Source organism: Fictibacillus arsenicus, from assembly GCF_001642935.1.
GTDB lineage: Bacteria > Bacillota > Bacilli > Bacillales > Fictibacillaceae > Fictibacillus > Fictibacillus arsenicus_B.
Genome location: NZ_CP016761.1, coordinates 2,587,552 through 2,607,672 on the forward strand (window position 1 = coordinate 2,587,552; position 20,121 = coordinate 2,607,672).

Genomic DNA, 20,121 nt, shown 5'->3' on the forward strand with positions numbered 1-20,121 from the left:
TCTTACTCCTTTATCTTTATGCGAAACTGGGCTTGGGTGTGTCTGTACATTAAAAATGGAACCTTTTTATTTCATTGGCGTAATAGTAATAAATGGTTTTCAAGAATTGGGATTACATCTATAATTAGGCTTGAATGGGGTGAAAACATGAATAAAACAAAGAAACTTATTGCAGGTGTTTCATCTGCTTCTGTAGCGGTTATGCTTTCTGGCTGTAATGATCAAGCTCAGGAGCTTCCACCAGAACCTACTGATACTGAATGCCAGGATTGGGAATGGGATGAAGATGACGGCGTCTATGAATGTGACGATACCAATTCCCGTTATTTCGGCTATTACTTCTTTGGCGGCAGATATTTCAGCGGAGCGAGCAGTTTGTTGAAAAACTCGAAATATAAAGCTTACAAAAAAAGTTCAAGCTTCAAAGGCGGAAGTACTGGATTCGGGAGCAGTAAAGGCTTTGGAGGATAAAAATTAAGGAGTTGTAATGATGAATTTATTTATTAATTTTGCGTTATATGCGGCTACCGGCCTCGGACTTTTATTTGCAGGATTTATTATCTTTGAATTATCAACAAAAACAAAGGAACTTCAGTTGATCAGCAAAGGTAATACTGCAGCTGCTCTATCGCTTGGCGGAAGACTTTTTGGTCTTGCTTTTGTAATCGGCTCTTCAATAGCTAACTCTTTAAGCATTATTGATCTGCTTATCTGGGGAGCAGTAGGGATCATTGCTCAGATTGCAGCGCTTTTCGTTGCAGAACATCTGGCCATTCGTTCAAGTATTTCAAAAGCCATAGATGCTGATAACAAAGCGATCGGGTTGCTCGTAATGTTTCTAAGCCTCTCTGTTGGATGGGTTATCGCACAATGTCTTACATATTAAAATAGGGCTCTTTTCTAAAAGATTGTTGTATTTCGTTACCTATCTTCATTGATAAATTGATTGGAGTGCAAGATACGAGACTCCTCGAAAATGAAAATCAACATTTTCTTCGTGCGATGTAATGCTGTTGAAGCCTTCCTTGTCCTGCGGGAGAAGCGGGACAGGTGAGACTCTGTAAGCGCAAAGCGCTGAGGAGGCTCACCGCACGCCTCGCGGAAAGCGAGCATTCTGGAACGGAAATCAACCACTTCCAAGAGCAACAATGATAGCAAAAACAGCCTAAATATAAGCATGCAGCTATTGCCGCATGCTTATATTTTTTCTCCTACATACATGACATAAACAGCACGGTCTTCATCCAGTTCTGCTGAATCTCTTAAAAATTGACCTTGCCTTGGAATCTCTACTACATCCTTTAAAAGATACCTCATCACATCCCAATGGCTGTTTAATGCCTGGACATGTAATAAGGGCATATCACCTGTATTTTGATATTGCCTGAACTCTAAAAAGATTCCTCTTCCTTTGTAGCTTGTCTCATCTGAGAAACGTCTGGCAGGACCTTTTTCCTTTACGATTAAAATCTCTTCGCTTCCTTTCATTTCATTCGATTGAAGTTCATATTCTTTTTGGCCCGTAACGAAAAATTCACATAACTGTCTCGCATATTTTTCATCATTTTGCATATTTTCAGGTATTTTATATGTTAAGAAAGGTTCATATCCATCTGATTTTTCTATGTAATAAGTTAATTCCATTATTCTCATCCCTTTTATTATTTGTTATCTTTATGATATCAGTTTTTATGAATGTATGTGTTGCCGGAGGTTTTTATTATTATGGGCTATATTGATGAAAGAAAAAATTTTTATGAGAAGATTCCTGAGTTTTGGGCAGATATGTATGGGCAAGAGTATGCGTTATTTAAGCCGCTCTTTATTGAAAAAGAAGAAGCTGATTCAGTTGAGGAGTTTGGGTACAAAGTGAGTCAAATTCTTTTTAAAACAGCAGCACTTCTTCAATCACAAAGCCTGGACGATGATATTTTAAGCCTTTTAGGTTTTCCGGATTCACTGTTTCCGTTCCTCCGGTTTCTTACACCGCTCCCAAAAACAGTGATCGGCAGAATTGACTCCATTGAAACTCTTGATGGACATAAAGTTATGGAGTTTAACAGTGATACACCTACGTTTATCTATGAGTGCTTTAAAGTAAACGGGCTGATTTCGGGACATTTTGGCGGTGATGACCCTAATGCAGGTTCTGAAAAGGAACTGAAACGTGCGGTTCGATCAGCGATTCTTACTTCCTATCGAGAATTAATAACTTCACATTCTCCAAACATTGTATTTACATCACATGATGACAATATAGAAGATAAAGAAACCGTCCTTTATTTGAAAAAGCTATGCGGTTTTCCTTCTCAATACATACCGTTAGACCAGCTTATTATCAGAAAAAATGAAGGTCTTTATGATACAGAAGGGAAAAAGATTGATGTCTTGTACCGGCAGACATTTCCGATAGAATTACTTATACAGGATAAAGATATAGCGACAGATGAGGAAATCGGACTGCAGCTGACTGATCTTGTTATCAAAAAAAAGCTTGCTATTGTAAATCCTCCATCTGCATTTTTATTGCAGAGCAAAGCTGTACTTGCCGTCATTTGGGGCATGCATGAAGAGCGTGCATCCTATTTTACAGAGGAAGAACACGAATGGATCGGCCAATATTTTTTACCAACCTATTTAGAACCTGATCTTTTCCTGAAAAATAAGGAGATGTTTGTGCAAAAGCCAGTATTTGGCCGTGAAGGTGATACGGTCCGAATATATGATGAAAAAGGAATGCTGCTCGATCAGGACAAACATACAACATATGAACATTACGTTAGTGTTTATCAGAAGTACGTTCCCCTTCCAAAAATGAAGTTCGAATCACAAAAAGGAACGATTGAAGGACATCGTATGACAGGTACATTTGTCATTAACGGTAAACCAAGTGCTTTCGGTTACCGTGTAGGAAACCGTATTACAGATAACCTTTCTTACTTTCTTCCCTCTTGTATAAAATAAAAAGCGCCTTTCCACTTTATTGTGGAGGGCGCTGATTTTTTATTAAAGCATTGAAGATATATTATATGATGCCTTTTCTTTAGCCCGATCATATAGAGATTTTACTCTCTTATCATAAATGTATTGTTCTTCTGATCTATGGACTCTTTTAATTGAAAAGGTAATCGTTACAAAAAACAAATGTAATGTAAACATATTGTTATTCACTCCAAATTCATTATTTTATTTTTTCGGTTAGGTTGAGTCTTTCTCCGTTAACAGCCAAGTAAGCAGTGTAATTCCTACCATAATCATTGCAATCTCCTCCTTTAAATTATTATATAAAAAACACCGCAGGAATCCCTGCGGTGCAAAAATGGTCATAAAAAAACCGCAGGCATTCGACCCGCGGTGTCCTTTAAACATAATTAAATAGACATACTGCTCCATTTGGCGGTCGAACGTAAGTTTTTATTCAATTTCATTGTTGTACGTAACTTTAAAATCATGTTGTTCAACCTCCTTTTTGTAATTTTACTTTCCTTAGCAAATCATACACAATTTACCATGTGTTGTAAAGGATTTTATTGGCCATTAAAAGGATATTCATTTTGCTCAGAAAGTTTCCTGCTTTTTTTAAAATTGGGTATTATTTAAGAAAGTTATTTATGTGTACACTTTCACAAACTTTTATTATAATAATAATCGTAAAGGGGGAAACACAAATGATACATCCTAAGGTCATTTTCGCTTCTACAAGACCTTTTTCATTAACGGCGTCAGTTATACCTGTTATATTTGGAACGATTTTAGCTTTGCAATGGACAAGCATCAATTGGACTGCATTCTTACTTACACTTTTTGGAGCTGTATTTTTGCAATGCGGCACAAACCTTGTAAATGATTATTTTGATCATGTTAAAGGAGCAGATATTCCTGGTTCGTTAAGCCCGTCTGGTGTTATAGACCGAAAAGAAATGACACCTCGACAAGTATACATTACAGGACTTATTTTCTTTAGCCTGAGTATTATTATTGGATTAATTTTAACAGCATTAACTGGACCGATAGTTCTTTATATTGGTATTCCTTCACTATTGGTAGGATACTTTTACACAGCTACACGTTATGCATTAGCTTATAACGGATTAGGTGAAGTAGCTTCAGGAAGTACTCTTGGAATTTTAGCGGTCGTTGGATCTTTTTATACCCAAACACTTAATTTGAATTTGGAAGTCTTTTTGGCAGCAATACCAAATGCTCTTCTTGTAATGGCTATTCTGCATGCAAATAATTTAAGAGACTTTGATACAGATAAACAAATCGGAAAAACAACAATTGCGGGACTGATCGGCAGGAAAGCCTCCCGTATAGAGTACTATATTCTAATGCTTGGAACGTACGTTAGTTTAATTGCTTTAGTCTTTTTAAATATTTTACCTGTTTGGAGTTTGATTGCTGCTATTACCCTTCCTATTGCATTAAAAGGGCTGCAGATTGCAGTATCCACTTGGGAAGCCAAGCAGCTTAACAAAGCTCTAGGATTAACAGCCATGCTTCATATGGCTTTTGGGATTCTATTATGTATTGGAACACTGACAGGTATTCTGTTATAACAAGGCTGTTTCCGTAAACTTTGTAAGAGGTTAATTTCCGCTTCAGGTTGCTGCTTTCCATGGGGCGTGCGGTGAGCCTCCTGCCGCTTTGCGCCTTAGGAGTCTCCACCTGACCGCTCGTCCCATAGGAGTCTCGCACCTTCCGCTTCAATCAACTTGCATAGGAAGAAAAAAAGAAAACATCCAAAAAGCAACAATCTTTTAGAAAAGAGCCTAAAAAAACACGTCCTCCTGAATTGGAGGACGTGTTTTTTAGCCTTTTCCTGCTTGAAATCCCGGGTACAGCGTCATTCCGCCATCAGCAATCAATGTTAACCCTGTTACATAACTTGCTTGGTTTGATGCAAGCCAAACAGCAGTTGCAGCAATTTCTTCCGGTTCCCCTATGTAACCCATCGGAATTAGTTTCAAAACTCCTTCTTTAAGCTTTGGATCCGAAAATTTTTCTGCGTTGATAGGTGTATTGATTGCACCTGGTGCTATGCTGTTAATTCTAATCTTTTTAGGCGCATATTCTAATGCAAGAGTTTGCGTCATTAATTTAATACCGCCCTTACTTGCTGCGTAGTGCACAAAGTGAGGCCATGGTATAATTTCGTGAACACTCGACATATTTACGATTGATCCCTGAATATCATTCTCAAGAAAATAATCAAGAGCTTCCCGGCATCCAAGAAATTGACCAGTCAAATTAGTAGAGATGACTTTGTTCCAATCTTCTAAAGTAAGTTCGTGAGATGGTACTTCATTTTCAATTCCGGCATTGTTAATCATAACATCAAGCGATCCGAATTCTTCTACCGCTTTATTTATCAAGTTTTTGATATCCTCTTCTTTTGTTACATCCCCTTGAACAGCGATTGCCTTCCCGCCGTGTTGTTCAATTTCTTCAATGATTTTTTCAGTTTCCTTTACTTGCTTATCAGAATGAAAATTAATTATCACATTTGCTTTTTCTTGTCCAAATCGTATGGCACAAGCTTTCCCAATTCCAGTAGCTGCTCCTGTGATGATTACCGTTTTACCTTCAAGATCTGGATACATCCAATCCGCTCCTCTTTCTATGATTTCGTAAATCCTAGCATCACACCGCCAAGGATGATCAATACACATCCTGAAATGACCCATATAATTTCTTTTTTACTTCGTTTTTCACCTAAAATAAATATCCCGCCAAGTGTTGAAATAATTATCCCTGTTTGTGATAAAGAAAAACTTGTCGCGATACCGATAAGCGGCAATGCAAGAAGTAAAGTTAAGTTTCCCGTACTCCAGATCAAACCTGTCAAAATATTTCTCACTGAATATTTATTAAATGGTTTGTGTTTAAGTGACATCACTAGTGCTCCCAAAAACATTCCTATGGCCTGAGGGAGAATAGCCTGCCATCCGTTTACTTCAAACCATCTTATTATAACGACATATGTAACATATCCAACTGTTGAAATTAAAAGGATTGTAATTCCTTTTTTGAAATTTTGATTATCTTTCTCGTTCCCCTTCTTGCTGCGCCGGGAAGTCAGCAATGCCCCTGCTACTATCGCGCAGATCGCAGCAAGTCCGATCATAATCTCTGTTGTTGTTTTCCATTCATGAAAAACCAGTACTCCAAACAGCGTTGTACCAAACAATTGCATTCCTGTTGATAATGGAACAATTTTAGATACGCCTAAATAATCAACACTTGCAAATTGATTACGCTGTCCAATTACCCAGAAAATCCCTGAAACCACACCAATGGCAAACACCGCCATGTTAAGGTCAGGCTGAACAATAAAGAACGCAACAAGTGAAAATAGCAATGCCCCAAGTGTCATTCCAAAGGTTTGGCTATGAAAGTCACCACCAAGCTTTTCACTGACTAATACGATACTTCCCCAGCAAACTGCTGTAATAAGTGCCCATATGATACCCAAAAAACCACTTCTCTCTTTTCTTGAAATTGTTAAAACTTATTATGACCTTTTATGGTTATTCAGTATTCATACCCCTATTTCCGATTCATAAAAACAAAAATACCGCCCCTTTTTAAGGGACGGTACGTGAAATTAATTTTTAAATTTTATTTTGTAATTTCCTGTAATTGCACTTTGCACTTTCTAACAACATTGTACATAAGTGCGGTAAAGCCTAAACATGTTAGTGAAGCTATACCTAAAGTAATCGATTGGATAAAGTTTTTGTCTTCCACTGGAAGAACTAATCCTAAATAGAAGAATGTGCTTACTGCCAACAAAATAAAGCCAAAGCGCTGGTAGTCAGCCATCTTTTTTTGTAATTCTTTCTCAATTTTGTTTTTCATGAGCTTCTACCTCCTAACTTCTATTAACAGGATAACATAGGTAAGTAAGCTACCTGCCAAGCACTTTTTGACAATCTAGTGAAAAAACTATGGCTAAATATTGATCAAAAAAATGAGCAAACGCATCAGCGCCTGCTCATTAAAACTAGTTGTTTAATGCATTTTTCAAATCTTCAATAAGGTCCTCTGCATCTTCAATCCCTACAGAAATTCGAATTAAGCCATCTGTGATTCCAAGTTCTGCTCTGCGATCTGCTGGAATAGAAGCATGTGTCATTCTTGCTGGTACTGAGATCAGGCTTTCAACTGCTCCTAAACTTTCAGCCAGTGTGAAATACTTCACTTTTTTCAGGACTGCATCTGCGTTTTTTTCGCTGCCTACATCAAACGATACCATGCCGCCAAACCCGCCAGATTGTTTTTTGGCGATATCATGCTGAGGGTGATCTTCTAGACCTGGATAGTATATTTTTTCAACAGACGGATGCTCTTTTAAGAACTCAACAATTTTTTTCGTGTTGCTTTCATGAGCTTCCATTCTTAAACCTAGTGTTTTGATACCACGGATTAAAAGCCAAGAATCCTGTGGCCCGAGAACGCCCCCTGTTGAGTTTTGTACGAAATGTAAGTCTTCGCCCAAGTTATCGTCATTTACTACGACAAGGCCTGCTACAACGTCACTGTGGCCGCCAATATATTTTGTAGCTGAATGTAGTACGATGTCAGCACCAAGTTCGATTGGATTTTGCCAGTAAGGTGTATTAAACGTATTATCTACCATAAAGAGAAGATTTTTAGATTTAGCCCATTTAGCTGCTGCTTCAATGTCTGTAACTTTTAATAAGGGGTTTGTTGGTGTTTCAACATAAAGAGCTTTTGTATTTGGCTTTAAAGCTGCTTCAATCTGATTGATATCAGTTGTATCTACAAAAGTTGACTCGATGCCGAGGCGGTTTAGTACTTTTGACATCACACGGTAAGTTCCCCCGTATACATCATCCGTTAAAATTACGTGATCTCCTGAATCAAACAGCATCATAACAGCAGTAATAGCTGCCATGCCTGAACCAAAAGCAAATCCGCGTTTTCCGCCTTCAAGATCTTTAATTAATTCCTCAAGTGCATGACGTGTAGGGTTTCCCGTTCTGGAATACTCGAATCCTTTATGAACCCCAACATCATCTTGCTTGTATGTGCTTACCTGATAGATCGGATAGACAACCGCTCCTGTATTTTTATCAGAAGGAATGCCTCCGTGGATTAATTGTGTTTTTCTTTTCATATCAGATGCCTCCCTCATATATTTTTTTGCTTAGATAACGCTCTGAGCTGTCAGCAAAAACGGTTACGATTATTCCTCCGTCTTTTGCGGATTGTGCTTCAATTAATGAAGCATGAAGTGCTGCTCCGGAAGAGCTGCCAACCAGCAGACCTTCTTTTTTTGCAAGTTCTGCTACACGATTAAAGGCGTCGACATCTGTTACCGTGTGAATGCTGTTGAAATAGGAAGGATCCATATAGTCTGGAAGAAACTCCATTCCGATGCCTTCGGTTTTATGCGGACCAGATTCTCCGCCATTTAAGATGGATCCTTCTGGCTCGACAATAACTGTTTTCACATCAGGATTCTTTTCTTTCAAGTACCGTGCTGTTCCCATGAATGTCCCGCCAGTGCCAGCACCCGCTACAAAAATGTCTACTTTTCCATCTAGATCATTCCAGATTTCCGGTCCTAACGTTTTGTAATATGTGTTAGGATTGTCTGGATTTGAGAATTGGGAAGGTGAGAACGAGTTCGGCATCTCAATTAAGAGTTCTTTCGTTTTCTTTATGGCACCTTTTATTCCTTCTGAAGTTGGAGTATGAATAATTTTAGCACCAAGAGCTTTCATGAGCTCCTGTTTTTCAATACTGAACTTTTCAGGGATAACAAAACAAACATTGATTCCTTTATTGATTGCAGCAAGTGCAAGGCCAATTCCTGTATTGCCTGCAGTTGGTTCAATAACTGTCCCGCCAGGTTTAAGCAGTCCAGAAGAAAGGGCGCATTCTAAAAGTTCCATTCCTAATCTGTCTTTAACACTGCCGCCTGGATTCATCAACTCTAATTTTGCAAAAAGGCGTACTCCTTTTGGAAGAGAAAACTGCGTAATCTCCATCATAGGAGTATTGCCGATCAATTCATGCACATTTTTATAATAGTTCATCCTACCGCCCTCTATTCAGCGAAAACAACGTGCCACTCGGCTTTTTTAGAAAGCATCTTGCGTGCGATCTCTTTAGCACCTTCAAGGCTATGATTTGCTGCCCAGCCGCATTGTACTTCATTACAAGCAGGTACTTCAGTCGCTTCTAAAACATCGTTAAGAGTTTTTTCTAAAACTTCTAGAATTTCATCATAGTTATCATGGTTAATAACAGATAAATAAAAGCCTGTTTGGCAACCCATCGGGCTGATATCTACAACAGTAGAATGGTGGTTGCGGATATTTTCTGCCATCAAGTGCTCAATTGAGTGAAGACCTTCCATTGGCATGTGATCTTTGTTCGGCTGGCAGAAACGAATGTCGTATTTATGAATTACATCTCCGTTAGCTCCAGTAGTCGTACCTGCTAAACGGATGTATGGCGCAACTACTTTTGTATGATCAAGATTAAAACTTTCAACGTTCATTTTTTTCGTCATTATGATTTCAGCTCCTCTACGATTTTTTGTACAAGTTCTGCGGAATTCTTTGATGCAGTTTTCAAAAACTGGTCATACGATACACGGGCATCTTTACCGGCAATGTCTGATAATGACCGGATAATAACAAAAGGTACTTTAAACTGATAGCATGTTTGTGCAATTGCTGCAGCTTCCATCTCAGCTGCATACAATCCTGGAAATTTCTTGCGTATTTCTTCTACCCTCTCATGATCACTCATAAACGAATCTCCGGATGCAATTAATCCTTTTGCAACCTGAATGTTTTCAACACGAGCACCTGCTTTAACAGCTGCTTCCACAAGTTTTTGGTCAGGCATATAATTGGCAGGCATTTGAGGAACTTGCCCATATTCGTATCCGAAAATTGTTGCATCTACATCATGGTGTCGAACTTCAGTGGATATTACAACATCGCCTACGTTTAGATCAGTATGAAATCCGCCTGCAGATCCCGTATTTAAAATTACATCAGGTTCATACAGCTGAATCATGAGTGTAGTTCCAATCGCGGCATTTACTTTTCCGATTCCGGATTTCAACAGAACGACTTCCTGATCATTTAAAAATCCTTGATAGAATTCACATCCTGCAAGTTTATTTTCCTGAAGGTCTGACAGCTGCTCTCTTAATAGCACAACCTCTTCTTCCATTGCACCAATAATTCCAATTCTCTTCATGTTGATTCTCCAATATCTATTTTTTTACCGCTTCCATAAGCCAGACATATTCATTTAGTTTTTCAAATGAGATATCAAAATCATGTTTTTTGAAAATATCTTCGAGAACACCAAGAGTTGTATAATATTCCGTCTGCAAGTCTCTTAAAAGATTTAGGTATCCTTGTTTTTTGACTTTTTCATGGCGTTCTTTTTTATCTGATTCATGAAGGAATGCGGTATCTGCAAAAACAATTTTACCATCTTTTTTAAGCAGCTGGCTATAGTGTCCGACTGCGGCGTCTTTTTCATCATCTGTTAGGTGATGAAAAGCATACGTACTGACAATCGTATCAATCTCTTTGTCTAATTTGGGAAAAGATAAAAAGTCTCCATCATGCAGCACTAGTTTTGGATTTCGTTTTAATGCTTTTTCTCGCATTCCTTTTGAAGGTTCGATTCCAATAACCGTTTTACCTTTTAAAAGCAGCTTTTCACTTAAGTTTCCTGTCCCTACGCCAAATTCTAAAACCACATTACCTGATTTATTCACCACAGTTTCTAGGATATGATCATATTTATGAAAAACTTCCTTGTATTCTAGGCTCTCACCAGCCACTGTTTCATCATATGAAGAAGACCATTCATCAAAAAGTTCAATAAACTCTCGTCCCATTTTTTTCACTCCAAATTTTATTAAAATATATTATTCCTATCAATATACTATGAATTAAATGTTTACAGGTTCCAAATTAACATAATTGCGTGAGTTTTTCAAATGTATGAACCTGTTAAACATTCATTTATTTTATTATAAATCATGCTTTTTTCTAAAAGATTGTTACTTTTAGTTTCGCAATCTTTGTTGCTCTTGGAAGTGGTTGATTTCCGCTCCAGGTGCTCGCTTTCCGCGGGGCGTGCGGTGAGCCTCCTCGGCGCTTTGCACCATTAGGAGTCTCACCTGTCCCGCTGATCCCGCAGGAGTCTCGCACCTTGCACTCCAACCAACTTGTCAATGAAGAGAATAAAAACAGCCATAAATAATTAAAAAACACAAAAAACTCTGAAAATACATTCAGAGTCATGTTCAAATTGATTTTTTTGCAAAAATTGAACTAATCGCTAACATAACAAATGAAAACAGAGTAAGGAAAAAAGATAAAACCAGCGCTGTTTGTTCATCTCCTAAAAGAACATGATCATATATTGCAAGCGGAGCGGTTTGGGTGATACCCGGAATATTCCCCGCAATCATAAGAGTTGCACCGAATTCCCCAATCGCCCTTAAAAAAGAAAGCATTACAGCTGCAATCACTCCATGCCTCGCTAAAGGAATGGCTACATTCCAAAAGATGTTCCAACTGGATCCATCCAGCCGGGCAGCATCAAGTATGTTATCATCTAAATTTCCAAAGGAAGCTTTGGCTGTGCGAAAAAACAAAGGAAAAGCAACGATTGTTGCCGCTAGAACAGCAGCTTTCCAAGTGAACACCCATTGAATACCAAATCTGCCTAAACCATCTTTTCCTAACAGCAGCAATAATATATACCCCACTACGGAAGGAGGCAGAATTAATGGAAGGCTAAAGATTGTTTCAAAGATTGTTTTTCCTCTAAAAGACAAACGAGCAAACAGATAGGATAGAGGCAATCCTGCTGCCAATACAAAAATCGTTGCAATAACAGCAGTTTCTAAAGATAGTACCAGTGAATGAATCAATTGTTAACACTCTCTCTAAAATTATATTTCTTTAAGACTTTCTGTCCTTCTTTTGATCTAACATATGTCATAAATTGTTTAGCAGCTTTCTTTTCGGTGATTGAATATAAAGGATATTGAATAGCTGGATACCAATTAGAAGGTATATTTTTTATGATGTTAATCCGTTGATTTTCAAGCGCATCTGTCCGATACATGATGGCATATTCTACAGCTCCTGTTTCAATTAATCCCTTTAAGTGTACTGCATTTTGGCTGTATATGATTTTAACCTTGCTATGATTAACTTTTTGAAGCGCTTTTTTTGCATAATAACCTGCAGGAACCATATCAGGATTCCCGATACCGAGTTTTGCCGTTGAAGGTATATCTTCAATAGAGTCAACCGGTGAGTCCACCTTCATTCCAGAAACAAAGACAAGCTCGTTAGATGCAATAATTTCTTCTTTTTTAATATCAATTTTATCATCGTCAGAAATAAACCTCCGAATTGACTGCGCTGAAAACATTAAATCAGCTGGTGCGCCGTTTTTTATTTGATTGATTAAGATTCCTGACGCACCAAAGTTCGTCTTAATCTCGATATCTTTATGTGTTTTTTCAAACCGTTCCTTCCACTCGGTAACAGGTTTTTTCAGACTGGAGGCAGCAGATATATAAACAACCGTTTTTTGCTGGCTGTTTGCGCCGCAAGATGACAATAAGACTGCAAGAAATAAGATTCCAATAATATAGTTTGTTTTCTTCATATTTACTCCTAATCATTTCTTATCCCTATTGAAGCATTAACAATAAAGAATGAAAAGAAAAAAGACAACCAGCTAATGAGCAGATTGTCTAATTAATCATTATTGTACTTGTGTTACACTTATCGGCTGCCATCCTTTTTCAGGAATCCACTGCAGAACTACATCATACTTTATCTTTTCAGTCTTGGATTGTACGGTGCCTTTGGATAAATCAGGACCACCGCCATTTCCAAGCCAGAAAATTGTCATTTGGTCTTCTGGAATATTTGTCGCGTACGAAAGTGCTCGGATCATCTCTTTCCAGTCTTGAGACTGGTCGTCGTACGACTTCTGATGAGGCTCTGCTTGAGAAGTTCCAATTGGTTCCCATGGGCCTTCAGGACCTCCGCCTTCAGGGTTATCAGACTGTGTTTCCTCATCCGGGTTAGTCTCTGTATCATCTGATTGATTTTCGGATTCGTCAGATGAACGATCCTCATTCTGATTATCTTTATCGGATTCCATTTCAATCGAAGAATCGTCTTTCGTTACGTTCTTGCTTTCAGTTTGTTCATTTTCTGATGTCGACGCCGTCTCGTTTTCATCACCAGAGAAAAGATTGAACGCAACCACAACAATCAGCAAAAACACCAAGCCAATTGCTATGTTTAAAAAACGATTTTGTTTTCGCTTTTCTAATCTCGTTTCATAACGTTGATTTCGTTTCATGTTATCCTCCCCAGTAAATAAGCTCAATTCATTTTACCATGAGCATAGTGTTCGAGGACACATTTTCCTTCTTACTATTTCATTATTACTCTTCTCTGTCTGAAATCTCCATTACTACTTTTGCAATATCGGCATAAACAGAGGTTGTCCTGTTTACTGTATCGTGTTTCATATCAACTACTACTAAAGCGAATTTGGGGTTGTCTGCGGGAAAATAACCTGCAAACCATTTAATATAAACATTCGCTTCTTCTCCCTTTTGAGCTGTACCTGTCTTGCCGGCTACCTGAAAAGGAAGTGATTGCAAAGCATGCCCTGTCCCATTTTCATCTTTTACTACGTTCACCAGCAAGGATTGAAGTCTCATCATCGTATAGGGAGATAACGATTCTTTCTTGCCGTTATGATCTTTAAATTCTACTAATTCTGTTCCATTTGCAAAATTCACTGATTTAGCAGCTTTTACTTCTGACCAGGTACCGCCCCTCGCAATTGTTGCCATCATATTGGCTGCGGCCAGAGGAGTGATCCTTACATCAAGCTGACCGATTGCAGTCTGCGAAATGGCGAGCGGTGATTGATAATCCTGCATCTTTTTGTTAGGATTTCTTATTTGTCCTTGTTCTTCTTGATAGAAATGTGAAAAGTTATCAAAATGATAAACTTGTCCTCTCCAGCCGTTAAACTCTAGAAGACCTAGCTTTTCAGCATATTCCTCTATAATGTTATTATTTTCAGCCACTAGTTCGTTTGCGAGGTCTCCAAACGTTTTATTGCAGCTTCGAGAGAAACTTTCCTCGAAATTAAGCATGCCTAATTGTCTTTCATCTTGCTTGCCATAAATATTTACATTACAGTCGTATCGTTTATCATTCTGAACTTTGTTTTCTTCTATTGCAGCAGCAGCAGTAACGATTTTGAAAATCGAACCCGGAATTTGATGGGTGGTCATCTTGTTTTCATGTTTATAGATCGTCTTACTATTAAATACAGGCCTGCTTGCCATAGCCAGCAGTTCATTTGTTTCTACGTCAATCAAGACAGCTCCGCCCGCTTCCACCTGATGAATACTTAAGTATCTCTCAACAGCTTCCTGCATTTTTTTATCAATAGTAGTCTTAACATGCAAAGGATATAGCGGATTCGTCTGAGTACGATATTTTACATCGAGCCCAAATAAGGGATTCCCTTGCCGGTCCACATGATAGATAAACTGAGTTTCTCCTTCAGATATTAAAAAAGGATCAAACGTGTATTGCATTCCGTTTTTCCCCGTTTTAGTAGCGATGCTTACTGTTCCCTTATCGAGTTTATCTTTATATTTTTGCTTTATTAGATCTGGGTCTTCTCCAACTGCTCCGATAATATGATTTGCAAATGGAAGGGGCTTTCTTCTTGTTACAAGCTGTGCATACAGACCCGGGATTTCCAGTTCATTGATTCGATTCATCTGCTGCAGAGTTAGCTCTGCTGGCAATAAAAGTGCTGAAGGTTTTTTCAGCTGATAGATCATTTCTTCTATTTTTTGTGGTGGCAGCTGAAGAATTTCTGAAATGGTGACTATCGGCCAATCCTTTTTATAGAGGTTAGGGAACACAACTATTTGAGGTTTTACATCTGTAGACAGAAGTTCACCATTGCGGTCCAGAAAATAACCTCTTCCATCATTAATTGTAAAACGGTGAGTTCGCTGGTTTACACTCTCTTGTATTAAATTAACGTTATTTTTCGAGAAAGATTTTGTCGAAATCAGCTGTATATCTGCTAAGCGGTACATCAGACAGAGAATAAGCAATAAAATGCTAACACCTGCAGCTATTGTTCTTTTTCGAGATAACAATGCGGTCACCACCCTAACCACATTTTCGCCTCATCTCAGTCTTCTTAAACAAAAAAGAAGACTTGCCGCAGCAAGCCTTCTTTCTGTTGTACTTATTTAACTTCTAAAATTACTACGCTGATTTCTCCGCCTGGTGTTTGAACAGAAACCTTGTCTCCTGGTTTCTTGCCTAATAAACTTTTAGCCATTGGAGAATCATTGGAGATTTTCCCTTCGAATGGATCTGCTTCAGCACTTCCAACGATTACATATGTTTCTTCATCACCATCAGGGAGCTCTTGAAATTTAACTGTTTTCCCGATGGAAACGTTATCAGATTGATCTTTATTGTCTTCAATAATTACTGAATCACGAATCATCTTTTCTAATTGAACGATACGCGCCTCAACAAACGCCTGCTCGTCCTTTGCAGCATCATACTCAGAGTTCTCAGATAGATCTCCAAAGCTTCGTGCTACTTTAATTCTTTCAACTACTTCTTTTCTGCGTTCTGTTTTTAAAAATTCTAACTCGTTTTCTAACTTTTGCTTACCCTCTAGGGTCATATAGTGTTTTTTCTCGTCTGCCATGTTTATTCACTCCTTCAATAATCAGTACCCTTGTTACGTTATATGATAATTCCGGCAGGGTATGTATAAAAAATAGGACAATAGTTGAATGCCATGCTGTTTTAAAGCAAAGATTGTCCAAGTATACCGAAAAAATGAGGAAAGTTCCTCATTTTTTCAATAATGCTTTGTCTTCTAAAATGGTCTTAATTTTTGTAACCATTAAATCAATTGCAACGCGGTTTTGACCGCCTTCTGGAATAATAATATCCGCGTACCTTTTTGTAGGTTCTATAAACTGATTATGCATAGGACGCACTACTGAAGTATATTGATCGATTACTGATTCTAAAGTTCTGCCGCGGTCACGTATATCACGAACCATTCTTCTTATGATTCGTACATCAGCATCTGTGTCGACAAATAACTTAATATCCATTAAATCACGTAAACGTTCATCTTCAAGTATAAGAATACCTTCCAATATAATGACATCTTTAGCATCAACTGGGATAATTTTATCACTTCTTGTATGCGCTGTATAGTCGTACACTGGTTTTTCAACGGATTCATAAGCTTGAAGTGACTTGATATGCTGGATTAACAGATCATTATCAAAAGCAAGAGGGTGATCATAATTTGTTTTTAATCGCTCTTCCATGGATTTTTCAGATTGATCTTTATAATAAGCGTCTTGCTCAATAATAAGAATCGACTGATTTGCAAACTGCCTGTAAATTTCTTTAGCTACCGTTGTTTTACCTGAACCGGAACCACCTGCAACCCCAATTACGATAGGTTTTTGTGCCATTTTTATTACTCCTCCAAACTGCTTACCTTTAGGTTTTTCGAATGCTCACCATCATACCATCTCCCACCGGCAGGATTGAAGAATAATAATCTGGATGCTGTATGATATATTCATTAAAATTTCTAATTTTTTTAACAAGAGAACGCAGCCTTCTGCTCTCTAAGCCGCTTTCATCCGCGACATACCCTCTAAAGAGAACGTTATCAGTAATGATCATGCCGTCTTGTGACAGCATTGCGGAATAATGATCAAAAAAGTTTTGATATTGTCCTTTAGCTGCATCAATAAAAATAAAGTCGTATGGGGCATATTGTTCTACTTGACTCTGTAATTCATTCGCATCCCCGAGCAATAATGTAATTCTATCGTTGAGGTTTAGTACTTTAACATTTTCTTTTGCTATATTGTACCGTTCTTCATCTCTTTCAATACTTACAATTTCGGTTGTCTCATTCGCGAGAGCCATTCTTATCGCAGAGTACCCGATGGCTGTACCAACTTCTAAAATACGTTTAGGACTTTTTAATCTGACATAAGTCAAAAGGGTCTCCATACCCGATAATTCCATGATTGGTACATCATGCTGCCTAGCATACTGCTCCATTTTCAAAATATGTTCAGAGCGTGCAGGGATTAAATTTTCGATGTATTCGTTTACTTCATTTGAGACCAAAGTAACACGCCTCCTTCACACTAACCGGTATATTGTAACATAATCTTTTTATGAAGGCGAGAGTCTGTATATTTCAATCTATTATGAATGTTTCTTAATCGTTTATAACAGTAATAAAAAAAGGATACTGTAATTTAGTATCCTCAGAAAATATCATTGCTGCTCTTGCCATACCTTCCATTCATCTCTGTATTTTCTGTATACGGCATTGTGTTCTTGCAATGTTTTTGTATATATAACTTCTCCGTTCGGTCTTGCATAAAAGAATAATTCGTCCATTTTTACCGGTTTTAGTGCTGCTTCAATCGATTTTTCCCCTGGAGATGTGATGGGACCGATTGGAATTCCTTTGTAGCGATACGTATTATAAGGAGAATCAACTTCTAAATGCTCATATAATACTTGTACATCAAAATCTTTTCTAGCATATTTGACCGTTGGATCTGAATCCAATTTCATGTCCTTTTCAAGTCTATTATAAAAAACGCCAGAGATTTTTTTCCGATCCTCTTCACGCTGAGACTCTTCTTCAATTAGTGAGGCTAAGGTGATCATCTCGAACATTGAATATCCGCTCTTTTTTATGTCATTCTCATATTTGGCAATAACAGTCGAGGACTGCTCTACCATTTTATCCACAATCTCTTTCAGCTCAGGCTTCTTTTTATCAAATTCATATGTTGCCGGGAAAAGAAATCCTTCCAGCGGATAATAAAGACCTTCTTTGTAAATATCATCCGGTATATTCTTATATTTGTTCTGAAGTTCTTTTAGAAATGCCTTATCGGTCATTACTTTTAATATTTCTTCTTTTTCATAGCCAGTACTCGCACTGATCTCTCCGGCAATTTGAGGAACATTGAACCCTTCTGGAATTGTTAAAGTCAGTTCTGGTTTTTTAAATAGTTTCCCCTCTTTAAGAGCAGCGATTATTTCAGTAAGATTCATGGATGGAGACAATTGATAAACTCCTGCTTGAAAATCCCCTTCTCCCTTTACACGCGTATAAAGTTTAAAGAATTGACCGCTGTTAATGATTCCTTTATCTTCAAGCTCTTTTCCGATATTCGCTGTTGAAGAGCCGATCGGGATCTCAACAGTAAAATTTTCTTGATTTGCTGAATCAAAAGCTCCGATATTTTTATTGAAATAAAAATATAGTGTGCCAGCAGCAAGAACAATTACCGCTAAAAATAAAGCAATTATCGTTAATATGATGGATTTTGTGCGTTTCTTTTTCTTATTTTGTATGTAATTCCCAGACGACTGGAGTTGTATCATCCCTTTTCCCCCTTCCATCTGTTTAATTATACTTTTGCTAGCAGAAATTGTCGAGATTAGCAGTAATAACAAAAATAGGATGACTCCCTCAAGAGTCATCCTTACATTTTTAACAGTTTTAACCATATTGAAACAGTTTTTGGCAGTGCTGCGAGAAACCAATCCAAAAGTTTTAGTCGTGAATCCACAAAATACAGGGTTGATTCCACAAGATTTGTACCGTAATCAAAAAGTTTTGCCCTTTTATCCACAAGTTTGCATTTACAGACATGGTTCGACATTAGAGGATATTCTTGAAAGTAGTTGATTTCCATTCCAGGTTGCTTCGCTTTCCGCGGGGCGTGCGGTGAGCCCCCTCGCCGCTTTGCGCCTTTGAGTGGTCTCACCTGACCGCTCGTCCCGCAGGAGTCTCGCACCTTCCACTCCAATCAACTTGTCAGTGAAAGAAATGAACAAAATTACTTAAAAACAACAATCTTTTAGAAAAGCGCGTTTTTAAAAAAAGAGGCTGCCAAAAGTAAGGCAGCCCCATTAAGATTATTCTGTTTCGTACTCGTCATCTTGGAATGTATTTAACATTTCCTCGATCATATCCCACTCTTCATCTGTTTCAAGAGGGAACAAAGCAAGATCATCATCTGCTTCTCCCTTTTCTTCATAGCGGAAAGGGAATACTTCTACTTCATCCGTATCGTCATCTTCTGAATCCGCTACAGGTATTGTTACCATGTATGATTTCCCAGTTTGATCAACATCGAATTTGAATAAAACTTCAAATAGATTTTCGTCACCGTTCTCATCTGGAATAATAATGCGCTCGCGTTCTTCTTTTGCCATAATAGGCTCACCTCAATTTTTATTTTTTTGGCTGTCCATATATCCTTGCAGAATGATGACAGCAGCAAGTTTATCAATAACCTGCTTGCGTTTTTTTCTGCTTACATCTGCGGATATAAGTGTACGTTCAGCTGCCGTTGTCGTCAGCCTCTCATCCCATAGGATAACCGAAAGGCCAGTAAGACTTTCAAGTTCTTTTGCAAAGTTTTGACAAGCCTCACCGCTCGGACCGATCGACCCGTTCATATTTTTAGGCAAGCCGACAACAACCTCGCCGATTTCATATTGAGAAATCAGCTCTTTAATTCTGTTAAAATCTTCTTCAGGATGGTTAGGACGCCGTCTAATTGTTTCAACGCCTTGTGCTGTCCAGCCAAGTAAATCAGATACGGCAACACCAATCGTTTTTGTCCCGACGTCCAATCCAAGTATTCTTGTCATTAACGGCTTCCTTCTTTTTGATTTAAAAGGTACGATTTTACGAGCTCTTCGATAAGCTCGTCCCGCTCAAGTTTACGAATCATACTTCTCGCATCATTATGGCGCGGAATATATGCCGGGTCACCTGAGAGCAAATAACCAACAATCTGGTTGATCGGATTGTAGCCTTTATCCTGCAGGGCGTCATAAACAGAAAACAGGACAGTTTCAACATTCGTCTTATAAGCATCATCCTCGTTGAAATTAAACTTCATCGTTTTGTCCATAGAACTCACTTGCGAACACC

At 38.2% G+C, this 20,121-nt stretch carries 24 protein-coding genes; 4 read left to right on the forward strand and 20 right to left on the reverse strand.

What is annotated here, in order from left to right; translation table 11 throughout:
* Positions 1 to 147: 147 nt before the first annotated feature.
* Both ABE41_RS13405 and ABE41_RS13410 read left to right on the forward strand, forming a co-directional pair.
* Positions 148 to 471, forward strand: coding sequence for an aminotransferase yhxA (locus tag ABE41_RS13405; RefSeq protein WP_066291198.1), 324 nt, complete (start codon positions 148 to 150; stop codon positions 469 to 471).
* 19 nt (positions 472 to 490) lie between these two features.
* Positions 491 to 886, forward strand: coding sequence for a DUF350 domain-containing protein (locus ABE41_RS13410; protein ID WP_066291200.1), 396 nt, complete (start codon positions 491 to 493; stop codon positions 884 to 886).
* A 311-nt stretch (positions 887 to 1,197) separates the two neighbouring features.
* Here the strand turns inward: ABE41_RS13410 and ABE41_RS13415 are convergent, their stop codons facing one another.
* Positions 1,198 to 1,644, reverse strand: coding sequence for an RNA helicase (locus ABE41_RS13415; protein WP_253805340.1), 447 nt, complete (start codon positions 1,642 to 1,644; stop codon positions 1,198 to 1,200).
* An 81-nt stretch (positions 1,645 to 1,725) separates the two neighbouring features.
* Between ABE41_RS13415 and ABE41_RS13420 the strand changes: the two genes are divergently transcribed.
* Together ABE41_RS13420 and menA are read left to right on the forward strand one after the other, a co-directional pair.
* Positions 1,726 to 2,964 (forward strand): glutathionylspermidine synthase family protein, encoded by a 1,239-nt coding sequence (locus ABE41_RS13420; protein ID WP_066291208.1) that lies wholly within the window; start codon positions 1,726 to 1,728, stop codon positions 2,962 to 2,964.
* Positions 2,965 to 3,668: 704 nt separating this feature from the next.
* Positions 3,669 to 4,559, forward strand: a complete 891-nt coding sequence (gene menA, locus ABE41_RS13425; protein WP_172827361.1) for a 1,4-dihydroxy-2-naphthoate octaprenyltransferase — start codon at positions 3,669 to 3,671, stop codon at positions 4,557 to 4,559.
* Positions 4,560 to 4,811: 252 nt separating this feature from the next.
* Here the strand turns inward: menA and ABE41_RS13430 are convergent, their stop codons facing one another.
* The 19 genes from ABE41_RS13430 to ABE41_RS13525 form a co-directional block, all read right to left on the reverse strand.
* A complete protein-coding gene (locus ABE41_RS13430; RefSeq protein WP_066291210.1) occupies positions 4,812 to 5,603 on the reverse strand; it encodes a glucose-1-dehydrogenase in 792 nt (263 codons plus the stop codon).
* Positions 5,604 to 5,620: 17 nt separating this feature from the next.
* Positions 5,621 to 6,475, reverse strand: a complete 855-nt coding sequence (locus ABE41_RS13435; RefSeq protein WP_066291215.1) for a GRP family sugar transporter — start codon at positions 6,473 to 6,475, stop codon at positions 5,621 to 5,623.
* Between the two features lie 146 nt (positions 6,476 to 6,621).
* A complete protein-coding gene (locus tag ABE41_RS13440; RefSeq protein ID WP_083207803.1) occupies positions 6,622 to 6,861 on the reverse strand; it encodes a YrhC family protein in 240 nt (79 codons plus the stop codon).
* Positions 6,862 to 7,006: 145 nt separating this feature from the next.
* Complete coding sequence (locus ABE41_RS13445; protein WP_066291219.1) at positions 7,007 to 8,143, reverse strand: bifunctional cystathionine gamma-lyase/homocysteine desulfhydrase; 1,137 nt, start codon at positions 8,141 to 8,143, stop codon at positions 7,007 to 7,009.
* Between the two features lies 1 nt (position 8,144).
* Positions 8,145 to 9,068 carry a PLP-dependent cysteine synthase family protein gene (locus tag ABE41_RS13450; RefSeq protein ID WP_066291220.1) on the reverse strand — a complete coding sequence of 308 codons (924 nt, stop codon included), beginning with the start codon at positions 9,066 to 9,068 and terminating at the stop codon, positions 8,145 to 8,147.
* Positions 9,069 to 9,079: 11 nt separating this feature from the next.
* The gene (locus ABE41_RS13455) at positions 9,080 to 9,547 is read right to left on the reverse strand and encodes an S-ribosylhomocysteine lyase (RefSeq protein WP_066291221.1); all 468 of its coding nucleotides are present in this window, start codon (positions 9,545 to 9,547) and stop codon (positions 9,080 to 9,082) included.
* Positions 9,547 to 10,248 (reverse strand): 5'-methylthioadenosine/S-adenosylhomocysteine nucleosidase, encoded by a 702-nt coding sequence (gene mtnN / locus ABE41_RS13460; protein ID WP_066291226.1) that lies wholly within the window; start codon positions 10,246 to 10,248, stop codon positions 9,547 to 9,549. The genes ABE41_RS13455 and mtnN overlap by 1 nt, the downstream gene beginning before the upstream one ends.
* Before the next feature lie 16 nt (positions 10,249 to 10,264).
* Complete coding sequence (locus ABE41_RS13465; protein WP_066291227.1) at positions 10,265 to 10,903, reverse strand: class I SAM-dependent DNA methyltransferase; 639 nt, start codon at positions 10,901 to 10,903, stop codon at positions 10,265 to 10,267.
* 411 nt (positions 10,904 to 11,314) lie between these two features.
* Positions 11,315 to 11,947: a molybdate ABC transporter permease subunit gene (gene modB / locus ABE41_RS13470; RefSeq protein WP_066291228.1), complete on the reverse strand. Its 633-nt coding sequence runs from the start codon at positions 11,945 to 11,947 to the stop codon at positions 11,315 to 11,317.
* Positions 11,944 to 12,696: a molybdate ABC transporter substrate-binding protein gene (gene modA, locus ABE41_RS13475; protein ID WP_066291230.1), complete on the reverse strand. Its 753-nt coding sequence runs from the start codon at positions 12,694 to 12,696 to the stop codon at positions 11,944 to 11,946. The genes modB and modA overlap by 4 nt, the downstream gene beginning before the upstream one ends.
* Positions 12,697 to 12,795: 99 nt before the next feature.
* Positions 12,796 to 13,404 carry a YrrS family protein gene (locus tag ABE41_RS13480; protein WP_066291233.1) on the reverse strand — a complete coding sequence of 203 codons (609 nt, stop codon included), beginning with the start codon at positions 13,402 to 13,404 and terminating at the stop codon, positions 12,796 to 12,798.
* A gap of 85 nt (positions 13,405 to 13,489) precedes the next feature.
* On the reverse strand, positions 13,490 to 15,244 hold the full coding sequence (locus ABE41_RS13485; RefSeq protein WP_066291235.1) for a peptidoglycan D,D-transpeptidase FtsI family protein: 1,755 nt from the start codon (positions 15,242 to 15,244) through the stop codon (positions 13,490 to 13,492).
* A 92-nt stretch (positions 15,245 to 15,336) separates the two neighbouring features.
* Complete coding sequence (greA, locus tag ABE41_RS13490) at positions 15,337 to 15,813, reverse strand: transcription elongation factor GreA (protein WP_066291237.1); 477 nt, start codon at positions 15,811 to 15,813, stop codon at positions 15,337 to 15,339.
* Positions 15,814 to 15,961: 148 nt separating this feature from the next.
* Positions 15,962 to 16,603 carry a uridine kinase gene (udk, locus tag ABE41_RS13495; RefSeq protein ID WP_066291240.1) on the reverse strand — a complete coding sequence of 214 codons (642 nt, stop codon included), beginning with the start codon at positions 16,601 to 16,603 and terminating at the stop codon, positions 15,962 to 15,964.
* 28 nt (positions 16,604 to 16,631) lie between these two features.
* Positions 16,632 to 17,276: an O-methyltransferase gene (locus ABE41_RS13500; protein WP_066291242.1), complete on the reverse strand. Its 645-nt coding sequence runs from the start codon at positions 17,274 to 17,276 to the stop codon at positions 16,632 to 16,634.
* A 153-nt stretch (positions 17,277 to 17,429) separates the two neighbouring features.
* Entirely contained in the window at positions 17,430 to 18,557 is a 1,128-nt protein-coding gene (gene mltG / locus ABE41_RS13505; RefSeq protein WP_066291243.1) for an endolytic transglycosylase MltG, read from the reverse strand.
* A 537-nt stretch (positions 18,558 to 19,094) separates the two neighbouring features.
* Entirely contained in the window at positions 19,095 to 19,394 is a 300-nt protein-coding gene (locus ABE41_RS13515; protein ID WP_066291247.1) for a DUF1292 domain-containing protein, read from the reverse strand.
* Positions 19,395 to 19,406: 12 nt separating this feature from the next.
* On the reverse strand, positions 19,407 to 19,835 hold the full coding sequence (gene ruvX / locus ABE41_RS13520; RefSeq protein WP_066291255.1) for a Holliday junction resolvase RuvX: 429 nt from the start codon (positions 19,833 to 19,835) through the stop codon (positions 19,407 to 19,409).
* On the reverse strand, positions 19,835 to 20,110 hold the full coding sequence (locus ABE41_RS13525; protein ID WP_066291257.1) for an IreB family regulatory phosphoprotein: 276 nt from the start codon (positions 20,108 to 20,110) through the stop codon (positions 19,835 to 19,837). Before ABE41_RS13525 ends, ruvX begins: the two co-directional genes overlap by 1 nt.
* Positions 20,111 to 20,121 lie beyond the last annotated feature (11 nt).

Coding starts and splice junctions, on each gene's coding strand:
- udk (WP_066291240.1), bottom strand. CDS start 16,603: ATGGCACAAAAACCTATCGTAATTGGGGTTGCAGGTGGTTCCGGTTCA.
- ABE41_RS13440 (WP_083207803.1), bottom strand. CDS start 6,861: ATGAAAAACAAAATTGAGAAAGAATTACAAAAAAAGATGGCTGACTAC.
- menA (WP_172827361.1), top strand. CDS start 3,669: ATGATACATCCTAAGGTCATTTTCGCTTCTACAAGACCTTTTTCATTA.
- ABE41_RS13420 (WP_066291208.1), top strand. CDS start 1,726: ATGGGCTATATTGATGAAAGAAAAAATTTTTATGAGAAGATTCCTGAG.
- ABE41_RS13480 (WP_066291233.1), bottom strand. CDS start 13,404: ATGAAACGAAATCAACGTTATGAAACGAGATTAGAAAAGCGAAAACAA.
- greA (WP_066291237.1), bottom strand. CDS start 15,813: ATGGCAGACGAGAAAAAACACTATATGACCCTAGAGGGTAAGCAAAAG.
- ABE41_RS13410 (WP_066291200.1), top strand. CDS start 491: ATGAATTTATTTATTAATTTTGCGTTATATGCGGCTACCGGCCTCGGA.
- ABE41_RS13455 (WP_066291221.1), bottom strand. CDS start 9,547: ATGACGAAAAAAATGAACGTTGAAAGTTTTAATCTTGATCATACAAAA.
- ruvX (WP_066291255.1), bottom strand. CDS start 19,835: ATGACAAGAATACTTGGATTGGACGTCGGGACAAAAACGATTGGTGTT.
- modA (WP_066291230.1), bottom strand. CDS start 12,696: ATGAAGAAAACAAACTATATTATTGGAATCTTATTTCTTGCAGTCTTA.
- ABE41_RS13405 (WP_066291198.1), top strand. CDS start 148: ATGAATAAAACAAAGAAACTTATTGCAGGTGTTTCATCTGCTTCTGTA.
- mltG (WP_066291243.1), bottom strand. CDS start 18,557: ATGATACAACTCCAGTCGTCTGGGAATTACATACAAAATAAGAAAAAG.
- ABE41_RS13515 (WP_066291247.1), bottom strand. CDS start 19,394: ATGGCAAAAGAAGAACGCGAGCGCATTATTATTCCAGATGAGAACGGT.
- ABE41_RS13415 (WP_253805340.1), bottom strand. CDS start 1,644: ATGGAATTAACTTATTACATAGAAAAATCAGATGGATATGAACCTTTC.
- mtnN (WP_066291226.1), bottom strand. CDS start 10,248: ATGAAGAGAATTGGAATTATTGGTGCAATGGAAGAAGAGGTTGTGCTA.
- ABE41_RS13430 (WP_066291210.1), bottom strand. CDS start 5,603: ATGTATCCAGATCTTGAAGGTAAAACGGTAATCATCACAGGAGCAGCT.
- ABE41_RS13465 (WP_066291227.1), bottom strand. CDS start 10,903: ATGGGACGAGAGTTTATTGAACTTTTTGATGAATGGTCTTCTTCATAT.
- ABE41_RS13445 (WP_066291219.1), bottom strand. CDS start 8,143: ATGAAAAGAAAAACACAATTAATCCACGGAGGCATTCCTTCTGATAAA.
- ABE41_RS13450 (WP_066291220.1), bottom strand. CDS start 9,068: ATGAACTATTATAAAAATGTGCATGAATTGATCGGCAATACTCCTATG.